The organism is Streptomyces sp. NPDC020958, assembly GCF_055562175.1.
In genome coordinates this window covers 725,150-741,916 of record NZ_JBVHFU010000001.1, presented here as the reverse complement: position 1 = coordinate 741,916, position 16,767 = coordinate 725,150, and the positions used below count along the sequence as shown (strand labels likewise).

The following is a 16,767-nucleotide window of genomic DNA, read 5'->3' as shown; positions in this document are numbered from 1 at the left end:
TTTCTTGCGCTCGGCCGTGGACGCACGCCAAGGTTGCCGTGACGACGGGGGCGACCGACGACCTGAGGTGCGGGCATGGGCAGTGGTACGCAGGCGGCGCGCGGCGGCTGGAGCAGGCGCCGGTTCGTCGGCGCGGTGGCGGGCGCCGCGGCGGTGGTGGCGGTCCCGGCCCCGGCGGCGCCGCCCGCCCGGGAACCCCGCGCCGCGCCCCGCCCGGTGGCGAAGGCCCCGGGGCAGCCGGCTTCCGGCCCCCGCCCGCTCTGTCTCGGCACCTACACCTCCGTGACCGGCGGGGGCGCCGGCATCGGCCTCGCCGACTACGACCCGGCGACCGGCGAGATCACCGGAACCGGCACGCTGACCGGTGTCACCGACCCGTCCTACCTGGCCGTACACCCGGACGGCCGCACGCTGTACGCGGTGGACGAGCAGCCGGACGGGAGGGTCACCGCCGTACGCCTCGCGGACCGCAAGGTGCTCGGCAGCCGGAGCACGGGCGGGGCGGGACCGTGTCACCTCTCGGTGCACCCCACCGGCCGCTGGCTGCTGAGCGCCAACTACACCTCGGGCAGCGTGGCCGTGCACCCGATCGACGCCACGGGCGCCCTCGGCGAGCGCACGGCCCTGGTCACGCACACCAGTCCGGCGCCCGGACCCGGTCAGCAGGGCCCGCACGCCCACCAGGTCCTCACCAGCCCGGACGGCGGCCACGTCCTCGCCGTCGACCTGGGCACGGACACCGTCTACACCTACCGTCTCGACCTCGCCACGGGCACGCTCACCGAGGTCTCGCAGGCGCACACGAAGCCGGGGGCGGGCCCGCGCCATCTGACCTTCCATCCGGGCGGACGGTACGCGTACCTGGCCGAGGAGGTGGCCGACACGGTCACGGTGTGCGGTTACGACCCGGCCGAGGGGCGGCTCACGGTCGGCGAGCCGCAGTCCTCCGGCAGCAGGGCGGGCGCCACCAACTACCCGGCCCAGATCCTGGTCACCGCGGACGGCGCCCACGCCTATCTCGCCAACCGGGGCGACAACACGCTGGCGCGGTACGCGGTCGAGGCGGACGGCGCCCGGTTGCGGCTGATCGGCACGGTGCCGGTGCACGGGGACTTCCCCCGGCAGATCGCCTTCTCCCCCGACGGCCGGCTGCTGTTCGCGGCCAACCAGCGGTCCGGCACGGTGAGCGTCTTCACCGTCGATGCGGGCAGCGGTGCGCTCCGGCTCGCGGGCGCGCCGTTCGCGTCACCGGTCGCCGTCTGCGCGCTGCCGCTGTAGTGTCCGCGGGCAGGACGCGGCGGCTGCCCGGGCCAGCAGGACGTGGACGCGTTCGGTGAGCTGGGCGACGTCGTCGGCGGGCGCGTGGAAGGGGAGCCGTACGTCGCCGTGGGTCCGGGTGCGCTCGATGCGCAGGGTCAGCCCGTGCCGGTCCACGGCGAGGGGCCGGACGCGGGTCGCGGCGTGCAGGCTCTCCGGCGCGACGAGCCGGGTGAGCCGTTCGACGGCGTCCGGGTGGGCGTCGGCGAGGTGGGTCAGCAGTCCCGCCTCGGCAGCGGCCAGCGGGTCGGGGCGCGCGGCGGCGAACTCGTCGAGGTCGACGACCACCGCGCCGGAGGGCCGGCGCAGCACGACGCGGGTGGGACGGAAGGCGAGGTGTCCGTCAGCGGGCATGAACCAGCCGGCCATCCAGAGCCGGGCCCGGATCCGGCCCCGTACCGGGACGGGTGCCACGTCGGCGAACTCCAGCACCGCGGACGGCTCGCCGCGCGGCGCGCAGAGCGCCGCCGCGCGCAGGACGCCGTCCTCGGGCGCGCGCAGCAGCACCCGGCCGTCGTCGGCGACGGTGTGCGCGCCGCACAACTCCTCGCGTCCGCCGTCCGCGGTGACCCTGCACGACCACGCGACGGCCAGCAGGGAGCGGGCCTGCTCCGCCGCGCCGGGCCCGGCCGACCGGACCGCCTGTTCGTCACCCATCCAGAACCTCCATTAGGTAAGCCTCACCTAAGTTAGCGGAGTCCGAGGGGTACGCCAACAGCGCCCCCCGCGAGGCAGGGAGTGTCCGGCACGTCAGGAGATGACACCCAGCAGGGCCCGCGCACACAGGTCCCGCACCTGTTCGCGCGTCAGCTCCTCGGTGCGCAGCCACTCCAGGCAGACGTGCGTGGTGAAGGCGAGCCAGCCGCGCACCGCGAGGCGGGCGTCGGGGCGCCGCGCCAGGGCGGGACCGAACTCCGGGTCGGCGGCAAGGGCGGCGAGGATCTGACGCTCCTGGGCGGCCTGGGCCTGCCGGTACACCCGGCGCACCGCCTGGTCGCCGGAGGCCTCGGCGCGATGGAAGGCACGGAAGCCGTGGGCGTGGGCACGGACGTAGTCGAGGTAGACGTCGAGGCCCGCGGTGAGCTGCTCCCGGGCGGGGACGCCGGGCTCGGCCGCCGTCATCCGCAGCATCCGCTCACTCTCCCGCTGCACCACCGCCGCGAAGAAATCACGCTTGGTCGGAAAATAGTGGTACAGCAGACCGCGGGAGACCCCAGCGATCTCGGCGACCTGCTCGATCCACACGTCGTCGTACGGGCTCTCGGAGAAGAGCCGGGCCCCGACCGAGAGGAGTTGCTCACGGCGCTCCGCGGTGCTGAGTCTGCGGCGGCTGCGCTCACCCTGGTTCGCGACCATGTCGGCACTTTACTTGACGCGGGTTCAACAACGGGACGAGACTGTGACCGCCTATTGAACCCACGTACAACTGGCTCAACCTGCCGCAGCATCGAGGGAGATCGCGTCATGGCGGAGACGGTCACGCAGCCGGGTACGGGTACCGGCGGCCCGCTGCCCAAGGGGTTCCGGGGCGCCGAGCAGGGCTGGCCCGAGCTGCACCGGATACCGCACCCGCCGCGCCGGCTGCCGTTCCTCGGTGACGTCCTCGGTGTCGACCGGCGCACCCCGGTCCAGGACTCGATGCGTCTCGCCGGGCAGCTGGGCCCGATCTTCCGGCGCAAGGCGTTCGGCAACGAGTTCGTGTTCGTGTGGGGCGCCCGGCTCGCCGCCGACATGGCCGACGAGTCACGGTTCGCCAAGCATGTCGGCCTGGGCGTCGCCAACCTGCGCCCGGTCGCCGGCGACGGCCTGTTCACGGCGTACAACCACGAGCCGAACTGGCAGCTCGCGCACGACGTCCTCGCCCCCGGTTTCAGCCGGGAGGCCATGGCGGGCTACCACGCCATGATGGTGTCGGTGGCGGGCCGGCTGACCGATCACTGGGACCGGGAGCAGGCCGCCGGGCGCTGGGTCGACGTGCCCGGGGACATGACCAAGCTGACCCTGGAGACGATCGCGCGGACCGGGTTCGGACACGACTTCGGCTCGTTCGAACGGGACCGCCCGCACCCCTTCGTGACCGCGATGATCGGCACGCTCAGCTACGCGCAGCGCCTCAACAGCGTGCCCTCACCGCTGGCCCCGCTGCTGCTGCGGGAGGCCTCGCGGCGCAACGCGGCCGACATCGCCTTCCTCGACCGCACGGTCGACGGCCTGGTCGCCGAGCGGCGCCGGACCGGCCGCGGGCAGGGCGACCTGCTGGACCGGATGCTGGAGACGGCCCACCCGGAAACGGGTGAGCGGCTGTCCGCCGAGAACGTGCGCCGCCAGGTGATCACCTTCCTGGTGGCCGGCCACGAGACCACCTCCGGCGCGCTCTCCTTCGCCCTGCACTACCTCGCCCTGCACCCCGAGATCGCCGCCCGGGCCGCCGCCGAGGTGGACCGGGTCTGGGGCGACACCCCCGCGCCGGGCTACGACCAGGTCGCCAAGCTGCGCTATCTGCGCCGGGTCCTCGACGAGTCGCTGCGGCTGTGGCCCACCGCCCCCGCCTTCGCCCGCGAGGCCCGCCGGGACACCGTGCTCGCCGGGGAGCACCCGATGCGCCGGGGCGGCTGGGCGCTGGTCCTGACGCCGATGCTGCACCGGGACCCGGAGGTGTGGGGTCCGGACGCCGAGCGCTTCGATCCGGACCGTTTCGAGCCGAAGGCCGCGCGGGGCCGCGCCCCGCACACCTTCAAGCCGTTCGGTACGGGCGCCCGCGCCTGCATCGGCCGCCAGTTCGCGCTGCACGAGGCCACCCTGGTGCTCGGTCTGCTGCTGCGCCGCTACGAGCTGACGCCCGACCCCGGCTACCGGCTGAAGGTGACCGAGCGGCTGACGGTGATGCCGGAACGGCTGCGGCTGCGGCTCGAACGGCGCCGGCCGGCCCCGGCTCCGGTGCCCGTGCCGGACACGTCCGCGTCAACGGACGGCGGCTGCCCAGTGCACGGGGCGGGTGACTGACTCCGGCAGCCGGGTCCCGGCGCTCCCCCGCGCCGCGTCGGCCTGCGGCTGGGTCAGGAAGAACGCACCCGTGAGGTCCGCGTCGGTGAGATCGGCGTCGCGCAGGTCGGCTCCGATCAGGTCCGTGTCGCGCAGATCCGCCCCGGTGAGGTCGGCCGCGATGAGGTAGGCCCCGCGCAGGCTCACGCCCCGCAGGTCGGCTCCCCTGAGCCGGGCGCCCATCAGATCCGCGCCCCGCCGGTCCTTCCGGCGCCCCCGGATGCCCGCGCGGGCCAGCTCACTGGCGCGCAGCAGCAGCACGTCGGCCTCCCGCCGGTGCGCGGCCACGTCCAGGGCGGCGAGTTCGCCGGGCGTCCCGAGGGCCAGCGCCTCCACGGTCCCCAGCAGCGCCCGCAGTTCGCCGTGGACGGGACGCGCGGCGGGCAGGTCGAGCGCGGCCGTGAGATACCAGAGCAGTTCGTGCAGCTGTCGTACGACCGGGAAGGCGTCGAACATCCGGCGCGCCTGCTGCGCGGAGCCGGTGCGCCAGTCCTGGCCGCCGAAGGTCACCTGGGACACCCGCTGACCCGCGCCGAAGCAGTCGTAGACGGTGCAGCCGGGGAATCCCCGCTGCCGCAGCTCGGCATGGATGCCGCAGCGGTGGTCGCCGCCGAGGTTCCGACAGGGCGTCCCGGCGGGCTTGGACACCGCGAAGTCGGCGGAGGCGGTGAACGGCAGGGCGACGCAGCACAGCCCGAAGCAGCGGGAGCAGTCCCCGCGCAGCCGCGACCGGTCGGACATCTGTTCTTGCATCGAACCAGTTTACGGACCTGCGCGTACCTCGTCCCCCGCGTTTCTCGGCGCCACTGACCGGCCCCTCGCGGCCCGGGTCGTCCGTCAGTCCTCCCTGGCGGTGAACTCCAGGCGGTCCAACCGCTCGGGGTCGGCGAGGATGTACATCCCGGTGATCCGGCCGTCCTCGACGGTGACCGCCATGACCGACCGCGGACCGCCCTCCGGCGCGTTGACCAGGCCCACCGCGCCGTTGACCAGAGCGAGCCGGGCGGTGCCCGCGAACTGCCGGAAGGTGAAGGCGCCTTCGGCCACCGTCCGGGCCCCGCGCAGCACCTTGGAGGCGGCGGCGCCACGCACCAGGGCACCCGAGTCGACGCGCAGCACCACGTCCGGGTGGAGCAGGGCGACCAGCGCCTCGAAGTCACCGCCGCGGGAGGCGGCCAGGAAGGCCTCCAGGACCTGACGCTGCCGGCCCAGGTCGGGATCGGCCGACGGGGCGGCGCCCTGCACCCGGCGGCGGGCCCGGCTGGCCAGCTGCCGGGTGGCCGCCGGAGTGCGTTCCACGATCGGCGCGATGTCGTCGAAGGGCACCGCGAACATGTCGTGCAGGACGAACGTCAGCCGCTCGGCGGGCTCCAGCGTCTCCAGGACGATCAGCAGGGCGAGCCCCACCGAGTCGGCCTGGAGCACCTCCTGTTCGGGGTCGATGCTCGTGAGCGGCCTGAGCACCGGATCCGGGACGAAGGTGTCGTCCATCGGCTGCTCGCGGCGCGCGGTGCGGGAACGCAGCAGGTCGAGGCAGACCCGGCCGACCACCGTGGTCAGCCAGCCGCCCAGGTTCCTGATCTCGTCCGGGTCGGTGCGTCCGAGCCTGAACCACGCCTCCTGGACCGCGTCCTCGGCCTCGGCGAGCGAGCCGAGCATCCGGTAGGCCACCGCGCGCAGGTGGTCGCGGTGCTCCTCGAAGCGCTCGGCGAGTCGTTCCGTGTCCGTGGTCATGTCCCCCGTGCCTCCCCTGTCGGCCGATCAGTCCATCGTGGCCCGTCGCGCCGTCAGCCGCGTCCCTTCGGGCGCGTGTTTCACGTCTCGTCCCTTGCCAGGGCCAGCAGCCGGTCCAGTACCCGCGGCGCCCCGGTGCGCAGTCCGTCGTGCTCGAACTCGTCGGTGACCCAGGTGCGCAGGCCCCGGACGGCCCGGGCGGTCCGCAGCGAGTGCCCGGCGTCGACGTACAGGTCGTCGTGGTAGACCGCGGCGGCGACCGGGACCTCGTTCACGGCGAGGCGGGCCGGGTCGTACAGCGGCTGCCAGTCGGTGCGGGCGGCGAGCAGGTCCGCGGCCTCCTTCAGCGGACGCAGGGACGGGTCGGTGTCGAACACCCAGGGGTGCACGGTCTCGCCGGTGAAGAGCACCGGGGTGTCGCCCGCGAGCGACTTGGCCGCGTCGAACTGCGGGAACTCGGCGCGGACCCGCTCGGCCGCCCAGGCGGTGGGGCGGGCGTCCTGTGCGTAGACGGGTTCGTGGACCAGGGCGTAGAGCGGGTTGGCCGCGTACGACAGGAGGCCCTGGACCTGTTCCTGGAAGGCGTCGGAGAGTTCGGCGCCGGCCGGGGTGCGGACGAACGCGTCCTCCAGGAGGAAGTGCAGGCGGTGGCTGCCGTCGCTCATGCCGAGCAGCTGGCCGAGGGACTGGAAGGCCTCGACGGTGAGCCGGTAGCCGTTCGGCAGCACCGTCTCGTGGTCGAGGAGGTGCTCGGCGATCCGGCGGGCCCGCTCGACGTCCATCGGATAGCGCGCGTAGTGCGCGGCGACCTTGCGCTCCATGCGCGGGTAGGCGGCCCGGTAGACGTCGTCGGCGTGCGCGTCGAGGGCGGGCAGACCGCCGGTGATCACGGAGGTACTGAGCCCCTCGGGGAAGAACGACAGGTAGGTCAGGGTGCAGAAGCCGCCGAAGCTCTGGCCCAGGGTGGTCCAGGGGGCACCGCCGGTGATCCCCGGGCGGATCGCCTCACAGTCCCGGACGATCGAATCGGCACGGAACCGGGCCAGGTGGTCGGCCTGGGCGGCCGGGCCGCCGCGCAGCGGGAGGGTCTGCCGGTTGACCGGGGTGGAGCGGCCGGTGCCGCGCTGGTCGAGCAGGAGGACGCGGTACTCCTTCAGGGCCCGGTCGAGCCAGGCCTGCCGACCGACGAAACGATTCGCCCCGAAACCGGGTCCGCCCTGGAGATACAGCAGCCAGGGCAGTTCCCGGTCCGCCTTGTCGCTCGCGACCGCCTCCCGCGCGTAGAGCTCGATGGTCTCGCCGCCGGGGTCGGCGTGGTCCAGCGGCACGGTGAAGTGGCGGTCGGTGAGGACGACGCCGGGCTGGCGGTAGCTGAGGCTCAACGGTTCTCCCGGGACGGTCGGACGGACGCGTCCCAGTTCAGCATATGTCAGGCGGTGGTCCGCCCCCGGGATCACGCAATCGTTACTGAATCTCCGATCAGCGGGCGGCGAGGCTGGAGCGGCGGACCACGAGTTCCGGCTGGAGCACCACCCGGCGGTGCTCGTGGGGGCGTTTCCCGTCGTGTTCCTCGGTCTCCTCCAGGAGGAGGTCCGCGGCCATGGCGCCCATGGTGACGGCGGGCTGGCGCACGGAGGTGAGGGGGACGGCGGCGGCCGCGGCGAACTCGATGTCGTCGTAGCCGACGATGGCCAGGTCGTCGGGGACGACCACGCCGGCCGCGTACATCGCCTGGAGGACGCCGAGGGCGAGCAGGTCGTTGGCGCAGAAGACCGCGGTGGGCCGGTCGGAGAGGCCGAGCAGCCGGGCCCCCGCGTCCCGGCCCGCGGCCACGTCGAGCCGCTCGGTGGGCAGCTCGCGCAGCGCGTCGGGACTGAGCCCGGCCTCGGCCAGGGCGTTCAGCGCGCCGGTGCGGCGGTCACGCACCTGGTTGAACCCCGGCGGTCCGCTGACGTACGCGAGGGAGCGGTGACCGGCGTCCACGAGGTGCCGGACGGCCAGCGCGCCGCCCGCGACGTCGTCGACGCTGACCGAGCACTCGGTGGTGCCCTCGGCGACCCGGTCGACCAGCACGAAGGGGATGCCGTGCCGGCGGAACGCCTCGATGTTGCGGCCGGTGGCGTCCGCCGGGGTGAGCAGGACGCCGCGCACCCGTTGCTCGGCGAAGAGCGCGAGGTACTCGGCCTCCTCACCGGCGCTCTGCGCGCTGTTGCAGACCATCACGCCGAGTCCGGCCTCACGTGCCGCCCGCTCGGCGCCCCGGGCGACGTCCACGAAGAAGGGGTTGCCCATGTCGAGGACGAGCAGCCCCATGATCCGGCTGCGGCCCGCGCGCAGCTGCCGCGCGGACTCGCTGCGGACGTAGCCGAGCCGGTCTATCGCCGACTGCACCCGCGCCCGCGTCTCACTGGCGACCGTGTCCGGGCGGTTGATGACGTTGGAGACCGTACCCACCGACACTCCGGCGGCGCGGGCGACGTCCTTGATACCCACCGACTGGGCCATCGGGCGGAGACCTCCAGGAGAACGCGGGCGGCGGGAAGACCCTCACACCGGGCGGCGAATCCGTCCCGGGAAGGGCTTCACATTACGACATGACTCGCATACGGAGCCGGTCAGGCGGGCAGGGCGAAGTCGACGACATGGAGCGCCGAGGGGGTCGTACCGCTCGACGTCTCCTGGTACATGAACGACAGCACGTCGTCCGTCCTGACCCGCAGCTCGTCGATCACCACCTCGCCGAAGGCGTTCAGATCGCTCCCGTCGTAGAGCAGCGCCCAGTCGGTGTACCCGGAGGACCGGGAGGCGCCGGCGATCCGGCCGCGGGGGAAGACCGCGTAGGCGTTGTCGTACCGGTCCAGGACCAGCTTGGTGCGCTGGCTGGAGTTCAGTGCGAGGGGGATCTCGGTCTTCTGCCAGGTGCCGGCGGAGTTCTTGCGGACGTGGAAGGCGCGGCCGTGGGCGGTGCGGTCACCGACGTAGTTCGTCGTGCACTGCCCGAAGCGGCCGGGGACGTAGCTGATGATCGCGTGCGGGAGGCCCGCGGAGTCCGTCCACTGGCTCTCCTGGTTCATCAGGGAGTGGTCGGGGTCGAGGGGGTCGACGACCAGACCGGAGTCGGTGACGGCGACGGTGTCCGCGGTGCCGGTGGTGGCGACCAGGGCGCCGGCGTCGTTGCGCCAGGTGCGGCCGCGGTCGGTGGAGTGGACGTAGCCGGTGTCGTGGTTGGTGATGCCACCGCTGTCGCACATCACGGACGCCGACTGCTCACGCCAGGTGAAGAAGGCGTGCAGCCGCCCGTCGACGTCGTAGTCGATGCCGTGCAGGTACATGTTCCGGGCGGTGCTGGAGCCGTGCGCGCTGGTGTAGGTCCCGGTCGAGCTGCTCCACTCCCCCAGCGCGGTCCAGCTCGAACCGTCGTACTCCGCGAGGGCGTTGCGGCCGTTCCCGGAGATCCCCACCCGGTAGCTGAGCTGCAGCTTCCCCTCGGGTGTCGCGACGAACTGCGGATAGGTGAACTGCGAGGTCAGCGGCACCCCGTCGAGCGAGGTCTGGACGGCGCCGAAGACGGCCGGAGTCCACGCCGTGGCGGCGGGGTCGTCGAGCAGCCCGGCGACCGACTTCACGTAGAAGAAGCCGTCGCTGTGGGAGTCCATGGTGATGTGGAGGCGGCCGTCGACCTTCGAGACACCCATCGAGATGACGTTGTGCGAGTCGCTGGACTTCAGCCGGTGGGAGAGGGTGACGGTCGACCAGGAGGAGCCGTCGAGCACCCGGCGGCCGATCACCGCGGAGCCGGTCGAGGTGTACCAGGCGGCGTACTGGTGGCCCTTGTAGGTGAACAGGCCGTTCTTCTGGAAGGAGTTGTTGTTGACCAGCCCGTCGTAGGAGACGAAGAAGATCGCCTGGGCGTCGAGCAGTGTGCTCTGCTTCTTGTTCACCGACGGTCCGGGGTCGGCCGCGCGGGCCGGGCCGGCGGCGAGGGCGGGGGCGGGGGCGGCAACGGTACCGAGGAGGGCGGCACCGAGGACGGTACGTCTTTTCACGAGCGGCTCCTGGGGGGGACGGACGTGCGTCAGGCGAGGTGGAACACTTCGGTGAGCGGTTTCATCGCCTCGTCGGGGCGGGCGCCGTCGAGGGACTCGAAGAAGGGGCCCATCTCGGCCTGCCAGCGGGCGTTGACCTCGGTGGCCTCCATGCCGGCGAGGGCGGCCTCGAAGTCCTCGGTCTCCAGGTAGCCCACGAGCAGACCGTCGTCGCGCAGGAAGAGCGAGTAGTTGTGCCAGCCGGTGGCGGAGAGCGCCTCGCGCATCTCCGGCCACACGGCGGCGTGGCGTTCGCGGTACTCGGCGATGCGGTCCTGCCGGACCTTGAGGAGGAAACAGACGCGCTGCATGAAGTACCGCTCCCGCCTCAGAAGTTGAACTGGTCGATGTTCTTCGCGTCGAACACGGTCGGCTTGCCGAGGCTGATCACGCCGTCCTTGCCGATGGTGTACGTGGTGTCGCCGGCCTTGAAGGTCTCGCCCTCCTTGCCGGTGATCTGCCCGGAGGCGAGCGCGACGGCGGTACGGGCGGCGAGGTCGCCGAGCTTGGCCGGGTCCCACAGCTCGAAGGCGTCGACGGTGCCGTTCTTGACGTACTGGCGCATGTCGTTGGGCGTGCCCAGACCGGTCAGCTTGACCTTGCCCTTGTACTTGGAGCCGGACAGGTACTGGGCGGCCGCCTTGATGCCGACGGTGGTCGGGGAGATGATCCCCTTCAGGTTCGGGTACTGCTGGAGCAGGCCCTGGGTCTGCTGGAAGGACGCCTGGGCGTCGTCGTTGCCGTAGGCGATCTTGACGAGCTTGACGTTCTTGTACTTCGGGTCCTTCAGCTCGTCCTTCATGAACCCGATCCAGGTGTTCTGGTTCGTGGCGGTCTGCGCGGCGGACAGGATGGCGATCTCGCCCTTGTACCCGATCTGCTGGGCGAGCAGCTGCACCTCGGTACGGCCCAGGTCCTCGGCGGACGCCTGCGAGACGAAGGCGTTGCGGCAGCCGGCATTGGTGTCGGAGTCGTAGGTGACGACCTTGATGCCGTTGCTCATGGCCTGCTTGAGCGCCGTGCACAGGGCGCCCGGGTCCTGCGCCGACACCGCCATCGCGTTCACCTGCTGCTGGGTGAGGGTGTTGACGTACGACACCTGCCCGGAGGTGTCGGTGGCGCTGGACGGACCGACCTCCTTGTACTTGTTGCCCAGTTCGGTGAGCGCCTTCTCGCCGCCCTTGTCGGCGGAGGTGAAGTAGGGGTTGTTGACCTGCTTGGGCAGGAACCCGACGGTGAGCCCCTTCTTGAGCGCGGCGTTCGGGTCGGCCTTGGCGGTGGAGCCGGCCGCCGCCGACTCGTCGCTGCCCGAGTTGTTCTTGGTGGTGCCGCCGCAGGCGGTGGCGGCGAGGGCGAGGGAGGACACGACGGCGAGAGCCACAGCGGCACGCCGGAGCGAGGACTTACGCATGACGGGTTCCTTTGCAAGAAGGGTTCAGGAGAGCGCCCCGTCAGGGGCGCTGGGGGTACCCCCGGCCGAAGGCTGGGGGAGGAACTGCGCGACCGGCCACACACGGCCCGCAGCATTCAGACGGCCTTCGCAGCCCTCTGCCGAGCCAACGAGATCTGTCGGCCGACGCGAGGCCCCAGCACCGAGACGACGAGCAACACACCGGTCACGACGATCTGGGACTGCGCGGACACATTCAGCAGACTCATCACGTTCTGCAGCGCCCCGAGCAGGAACACCCCGGCGATCGCCCCACCGAGCGTCCCCTTGCCCCCGTCGAAGTCGATGCCTCCGAGCAGCACCGCGGCTATCACGCTCAGTTCGAGCCCGGTCGCGTTGTCGTACCGCGCGCTGGCGTAGTGCAGGGCCCAGAAGATCCCGGTGAGCGAGGCCATGAAGCCCGTGGCGACGAACAGGATCAGCTTGTTGCGCTTCACCCGGATCCCGGCGAACCGGGCAGCCTCCTCGCTCGCCCCGACGGCGAACAGCGACCGTCCGAACGGCGTGGCGTGCAGCACCACCACGGCGATCACCAGCAGCACCAGGAACGGGAGGAAGGCCCGCGGCAGGAAGGTGTCACCGAGCCGGCCCGCCGCGAAGTCGAGGTACTGCGTCGGGAAGTCGGTCACCGCGTCGGAGCCGAGCACGATCTGGGCGATGCCCCGGTAGGCCGCGAGCGTGCCGATGGTGACGGCCAGCGACGGCAGCCCGAGCCGGGTCACCAGCAGTCCGTTGGCCAGCCCGCAGACCACTCCCAGCAGCAGGCACAGTGGGATGATCGTCTCGATCGCCATGCCTTCGTTCCAGAGCTTGCCCATGACCGCCCCCGACAGGCCGGCGGTCGAGGCGACCGAGAGGTCGATCTCCCCCGCGACCACCAGCAGGGTCATCGGCAGGGCGACCAGCGCGATCGGCAGCGTGTTGCCGATCAGGAAGGACAGGTTGAGGGAGTTCCCGAAGCCGTCCACGAAGCCGAAGGAGAACAGCAGCAGGAGGATCAGCAGCGCGCCGACCACGGTGTCCCAGCGGACCGCGCGCGTCAGGGACTCAGGCATGGCTGGGGTTCTCCTTGCTGGTCGCGGTCGTCCTCTTCAGGGCCGACTTCTTCTTCAGCGCCGCCGCCACCCGCAGCGCGACGATCCGGTCCACGGCGATGGCGAGCAGCAGCAGCAGGCCGTTGATGGCGAGGACCCACACGGAACTGACGCCGAGGGCGGGCAGGACGCTGTTGACGGAGGTGAGCAGGAGCGCGCCGAGGGCGGCGCCGTAGACGCTTCCGGAGCCGCCGGTGAAGACCACGCCACCGACGACGACGGCGCTGACGACGGTGAGTTCGTAGCCGCTGCCGGTGCTGGAGTCGACGTTTCCGAACCGGGCCAGGTACATCGCCCCGGCGAGACCGGTGAGGGCGCCGCAGACGGTGTAGGCGGCGATGATCCGCTTGCGCACCGGGATGCCGGCGAGGCGGGCCGCTTCGGGGTTGGAGCCGAGGGCGTACAGCTCCCGGCCGCTGCCGAAGTGCTTGAGGTAGTAGGCGGTGGCGACCAGGACCGCGAGGGCGATCAGGGCCAGCCAGGGGATGGCGGACAGCCCGCCGGAGCCGAAGTCGTTGAAGCCGCCGGGCAGGTCGGCCGCGGTGATCTGCCGGGAGCCGACCCAGATGGAGTCGACGCCCCGGATGATGTAGAGGGTGCCGAGGGTGACGACGAGGGCGGGGACCTGGCCGAAGCTGACGAGGGTGCCGTTGAGCAGCCCGCAGCCGATGCCGAGCAGCACGGCCAGCGCGATCGCGACGACCGCGTCGCCGCCGCCGTGCAGGTGGTCGCCGGCGGCGAAGGCGGTGATGCCGAGGGTGGAGCCGACGGACAGGTCGACGTTCCTGGTGATCACCACCAGGGACTGCCCGGTGGCGACCAGCACCAGGATGGTCGCGTTGAGCAGCAGGTCCTTGATGCCCTGCACGGAGAGGAACTCGCTGTTGCCGGCCTGGGTGACGGCGATCATCACCAGGAAGACGACCAGGATGGCGAGTTCGCGCATCTTGAAGACGCGGTCGACGAGCCGGGTCCCGCCGGACCCGGGTGCCTCGGCGACGGGGGTGTGTTCGGAGGTGGTGGCGGTCATGCGGCCGCCCTCCCGGTGGCTGCGGCCATCACGGTTTCCTCGGTGGCGTCGGAGCGCGGGATCTCGGCGGTGATACGGCCCTCGTGCATCACCAGCACGCGGTCGGCCATACCGAGGATCTCGGGCAGGTCGGAGGAGATCATCAGCACGGCGACCCCGTCGGCGGCCAGCTCGCTGAGCAGCCGGTGCACCTCGGCCTTCGTACCGACGTCGATGCCGCGGGTGGGCTCGTCCACGATCAGCACCTTGGGGCCGGTCGCCAGCCATTTGGCGAGGACGACCTTCTGCTGGTTGCCGCCGGACAGGGTGGAGACGGCGTCGGCGATCCGGGCGTACTTCACCTGGAGCTTCACCGCCCAGTCGAGGGAGCGGCTGCGTTCGGCGCCACGGTCGACGAGGCCCGCCTTCACGGTCGTACGCAGTCCGGTGAGGCCGATGTTGCGCTCGATGGACATGTCCATCACCAGGCCCTGGGCGCGCCGGTCCTCGGGGACGAGGGCGAGGCCCGCGGACATCGCGACGGACGGCGCGCCGCTGGTCAGCTTCCGTCCCCTGACCTCGACCTCGCCGGCGTCCCACCGGTCGACGCCGAACACGGCCCGGGCGACCTCGGTCCGTCCGGCGCCGACCAGTCCGGCCAGTCCGACGATCTCACCGGAGCGCACGTCGAAGGAGACGTCGGTGAAGACGCCCTCGCGGGTCAGCCGCCGTACGCTGAGCGCGACCTCGCCGGCGGGCACGTCCTGCTTGGGGTAGAGCTCGTCCAGGTCGCGGCCGACCATCCGGCGTACGAGGTCGTCCTCGGTCATGCCGTCGACCGGCTCACTGGCGATCCAGGCACCGTCCCTCAGGGTGGTGACCCGCCGGCAGATCTGGAAGATCTCCTCCAGGCGGTGCGAGATGAACAGCACGGCGGCGCCCTGTTCGCGCAGCGCCCGGACGACCCCGAAGAGACGGGCCACCTCGCTGCCGGTCAGGGCCGCGGTCGGCTCGTCCATGATCAGGACCCGGGCGTCGAAGGAGAGCGCCTTGGCGATCTCCACGATCTGCTGGTCCGCGATGGACAGGCCGCGGGCGGGGCGGTCGGGGTCGAGGGCGACGCCGAGCCGCTTCATCAGGGCGGCGGTGGCCGCGCGGGTGGCCTTGTGGTCGATCCTGCCGAGCGCGCGCCGGGGCTGCCGGCCCATGAAGATGTTCTCGGCGATCGACAGGTCGGGGAAGAGCGTGGGCTCCTGGTAGATCACGGCGATTCCGGCGTCGCGGGCGTCGCCGGGGCCGTGGAAGACGACGGGCTCGCCGTCGAGCAGCACCTGGCCGGCGTCCGGCCGGTGCACTCCGGCGAGGGTCTTGATCAGCGTCGACTTGCCCGCGCCGTTCTCCCCGGCGAGGGCGTGCACCTCGCCGGGGAACAGCTCCAGGGAGACGTCCCGCAGGGCGCGGACGGCGCCGAAGGACTTGGAGACGTCCTTCAGCGCCAGCACCGGGGCCGGTCCCGTGTCGGACGGGTGGGTCATGGAGGCTCCTCGACGACACCGGGCGGAAGGTGCTCCGACCGACCCCACGGCGTCGTGAAAGGTTTCAACTGGATTGCCGGGACCGTAGGCACCACGGGCATGTCACGTCAATGGGTCCGTGTCGAAAAAATTTCGATAGCCGAAGGTCACGGCGAAGTCACGGAGAACAGGGTCGGTCGCATCGCTTGACACCCCTGCTCAGGCCTCATACTTTGCCGTTCTGAATCGTTTCATCATCCCCGTCCCACAGGAGCTCCGAAGTGACCGACTCCGCCGCGGTGAAGGCCGCGCTGAAGACCCAGGCCGTCGAGACGCCGTCGTGGGCGTACGGAAACTCGGGGACCCGCTTCAAGGTGTTCGCCCAGGAGGGCGTGCCGCGCTCGCCGAAGGAGAAGCTGGACGACGCGGCGCAGGTCCACGCGGTGACGGGGGTGGCGCCGACGGTGGCGCTGCACATCCCGTGGGACAGGGTCGACGACTACGCGGACCTGGCCGAGCACGCCGAGGAGCGCGGGGTGAAGCTGGGCGCGATCAACTCCAACACCTTCCAGGACGACGACTACCGGTTGGGCAGCATCTGCCATCCGGACGCGGCGGTGCGCCGGAAGGCCGTGGACCATCTGCTGGAGTGCGTCGACATCATGGACGCGACGGGGTCCGGCGACCTGAAGCTCTGGTTCGCGGACGGGACGAACTACCCCGGTCAGGACGACATCCGGGGCCGGCAGGACCGGCTCGCGGAAGGGCTGGCCGAGGTGTACGAGCGCCTCGGCGAGGGGCAGCGGATGCTGCTGGAGTACAAACTCTTCGAGCCGTCGTTCTACACCACCGACGTGCCGGACTGGGGGACGGCCTACGCCCACTGTCTGAAGCTGGGCCCGAAGGCGCAGGTCGTGGTCGACACGGGCCACCATGCGCCGGGCACCAACATCGAGTTCATCGTCGCCACGCTGCTGCGCGAGGGGAAGCTCGGCGGGTTCGACTTCAACTCCCGGTTCTACGCGGACGACGACCTCATGGTCGGGGCCGCGGATCCGTTCCAGCTGTTCCGGATCATGTACGAGGTGATCCGGGGCGGCGGCTTCACTCCCGACGTGGCCTTCATGCTCGACCAGTGCCACAACATCGAGGCGAAGATCCCGGCGATCATCCGGTCCGTGATGAACGTGCAGGAGGCCACCGCCAAGGCGCTGCTCGTCGACCGTGACGCGCTGGCCGCGGCCCAGCGGGCCGGGGACGTGCTGGAGGCGAACGCGGTGCTGATGGACGCCTACAACACGGACGTGCGGCCGTTGCTGGCCGAGGTGCGGGAGGAGATGGGGCTGGACGCCGATCCCATCGCGGCGTACCGGCGGTCGGGGTGGGCCGAGAAGATCGTCGCGGAGCGGGTGGGCGGGGAGCAGGCGGGGTGGGGTGCGTAAGCGTCTGCCGGGATCTGTGATTCGCGGGCTGCGGGCCGTTCGTGGCTGGTCGCGCAGTTCCCCGCGCCCCTACCCCCTCC

At 71.7% G+C, this 16,767-nt stretch carries 15 protein-coding genes; 3 read left to right on the top strand and 12 right to left on the bottom strand.

The features are described from left to right. The first annotated feature begins 75 nt into the window (after window positions 1-75). A complete protein-coding gene (locus ACZ3KP_RS03430; RefSeq protein ID WP_467495930.1) occupies window positions 76-1,278 on the top strand; it encodes a lactonase family protein in 1,203 nt (400 codons plus the stop codon). Here ACZ3KP_RS03430 and ACZ3KP_RS03425 read toward each other — a convergent pair. Together ACZ3KP_RS03425 and ACZ3KP_RS03420 are read right to left on the bottom strand one after the other, a co-directional pair. Further along, complete coding sequence (locus ACZ3KP_RS03425) at window positions 1,246-1,974, bottom strand: DUF2470 domain-containing protein (RefSeq protein ID WP_467495928.1); 729 nt, start codon at window positions 1,972-1,974, stop codon at window positions 1,246-1,248. The two genes, ACZ3KP_RS03430 and ACZ3KP_RS03425, sit on opposite strands and share 33 nt — an antisense overlap. 93 nt (window positions 1,975-2,067) lie before the next feature. Beyond that, a complete protein-coding gene (locus ACZ3KP_RS03420; protein ID WP_467495926.1) occupies window positions 2,068-2,673 on the bottom strand; it encodes a TetR/AcrR family transcriptional regulator in 606 nt (201 codons plus the stop codon). A 108-nt stretch (window positions 2,674-2,781) separates the two neighbouring features. On the opposite strand from ACZ3KP_RS03420, the gene ACZ3KP_RS03415 reads away from it, so the two are divergent. Next, window positions 2,782-4,320 carry a cytochrome P450 gene (locus tag ACZ3KP_RS03415; RefSeq protein ID WP_467495924.1) on the top strand — a complete coding sequence of 513 codons (1,539 nt, stop codon included), beginning with the start codon at window positions 2,782-2,784 and terminating at the stop codon, window positions 4,318-4,320. Here the strand turns inward: ACZ3KP_RS03415 and ACZ3KP_RS03410 are convergent. The 10 genes from ACZ3KP_RS03410 to ACZ3KP_RS03365 form a co-directional block, all read right to left on the bottom strand. After that, a complete protein-coding gene (locus ACZ3KP_RS03410) occupies window positions 4,279-5,112 on the bottom strand; it encodes a pentapeptide repeat-containing protein (protein ID WP_467495923.1) in 834 nt (277 codons plus the stop codon). The two genes, ACZ3KP_RS03415 and ACZ3KP_RS03410, sit on opposite strands and share 42 nt — an antisense overlap. 84 nt (window positions 5,113-5,196) lie before the next feature. Beyond that, entirely contained in the window at window positions 5,197-6,093 is an 897-nt protein-coding gene (gene sigJ, locus ACZ3KP_RS03405) for an RNA polymerase sigma factor SigJ (protein WP_467495921.1), read from the bottom strand. 80 nt (window positions 6,094-6,173) lie between these two features. Beyond that, a complete protein-coding gene (locus ACZ3KP_RS03400) occupies window positions 6,174-7,475 on the bottom strand; it encodes an alpha/beta fold hydrolase (protein WP_467495919.1) in 1,302 nt (433 codons plus the stop codon). 97 nt (window positions 7,476-7,572) lie between these two features. Beyond that, on the bottom strand, window positions 7,573-8,598 hold the full coding sequence (locus ACZ3KP_RS03395) for a LacI family DNA-binding transcriptional regulator (protein ID WP_467495917.1): 1,026 nt from the start codon (window positions 8,596-8,598) through the stop codon (window positions 7,573-7,575). 110 nt (window positions 8,599-8,708) lie between these two features. Beyond that, entirely contained in the window at window positions 8,709-10,139 is a 1,431-nt protein-coding gene (locus ACZ3KP_RS03390; RefSeq protein ID WP_467495915.1) for a BNR repeat-containing protein, read from the bottom strand. Between the two features lie 29 nt (window positions 10,140-10,168). Then, window positions 10,169-10,489, bottom strand: a complete 321-nt coding sequence (locus ACZ3KP_RS03385) for an L-rhamnose mutarotase (RefSeq protein WP_132892476.1) — start codon at window positions 10,487-10,489, stop codon at window positions 10,169-10,171. A gap of 17 nt (window positions 10,490-10,506) precedes the next feature. Next, window positions 10,507-11,589, bottom strand: a complete 1,083-nt coding sequence (gene rhaS / locus ACZ3KP_RS03380) for a rhamnose ABC transporter substrate-binding protein (protein WP_467495912.1) — start codon at window positions 11,587-11,589, stop codon at window positions 10,507-10,509. Between the two features lie 116 nt (window positions 11,590-11,705). Further along, window positions 11,706-12,683 (bottom strand): ABC transporter permease, encoded by a 978-nt coding sequence (locus ACZ3KP_RS03375; protein ID WP_467495910.1) that lies wholly within the window; start codon window positions 12,681-12,683, stop codon window positions 11,706-11,708. Further along, window positions 12,676-13,752 (bottom strand): ABC transporter permease, encoded by a 1,077-nt coding sequence (locus ACZ3KP_RS03370; RefSeq protein ID WP_467495908.1) that lies wholly within the window; start codon window positions 13,750-13,752, stop codon window positions 12,676-12,678. The genes ACZ3KP_RS03375 and ACZ3KP_RS03370 overlap by 8 nt, the downstream gene beginning before the upstream one ends. Further along, window positions 13,749-15,266: a sugar ABC transporter ATP-binding protein gene (locus ACZ3KP_RS03365; RefSeq protein ID WP_467495906.1), complete on the bottom strand. Its 1,518-nt coding sequence runs from the start codon at window positions 15,264-15,266 to the stop codon at window positions 13,749-13,751. The genes ACZ3KP_RS03370 and ACZ3KP_RS03365 overlap by 4 nt, the downstream gene beginning before the upstream one ends. 260 nt (window positions 15,267-15,526) lie before the next feature. On the opposite strand from ACZ3KP_RS03365, the gene rhaI reads away from it, so the two are divergent. Further along, on the top strand, window positions 15,527-16,687 hold the full coding sequence (gene rhaI, locus ACZ3KP_RS03360; RefSeq protein ID WP_467495905.1) for an L-rhamnose isomerase: 1,161 nt from the start codon (window positions 15,527-15,529) through the stop codon (window positions 16,685-16,687). Window positions 16,688-16,767 lie beyond the last annotated feature (80 nt).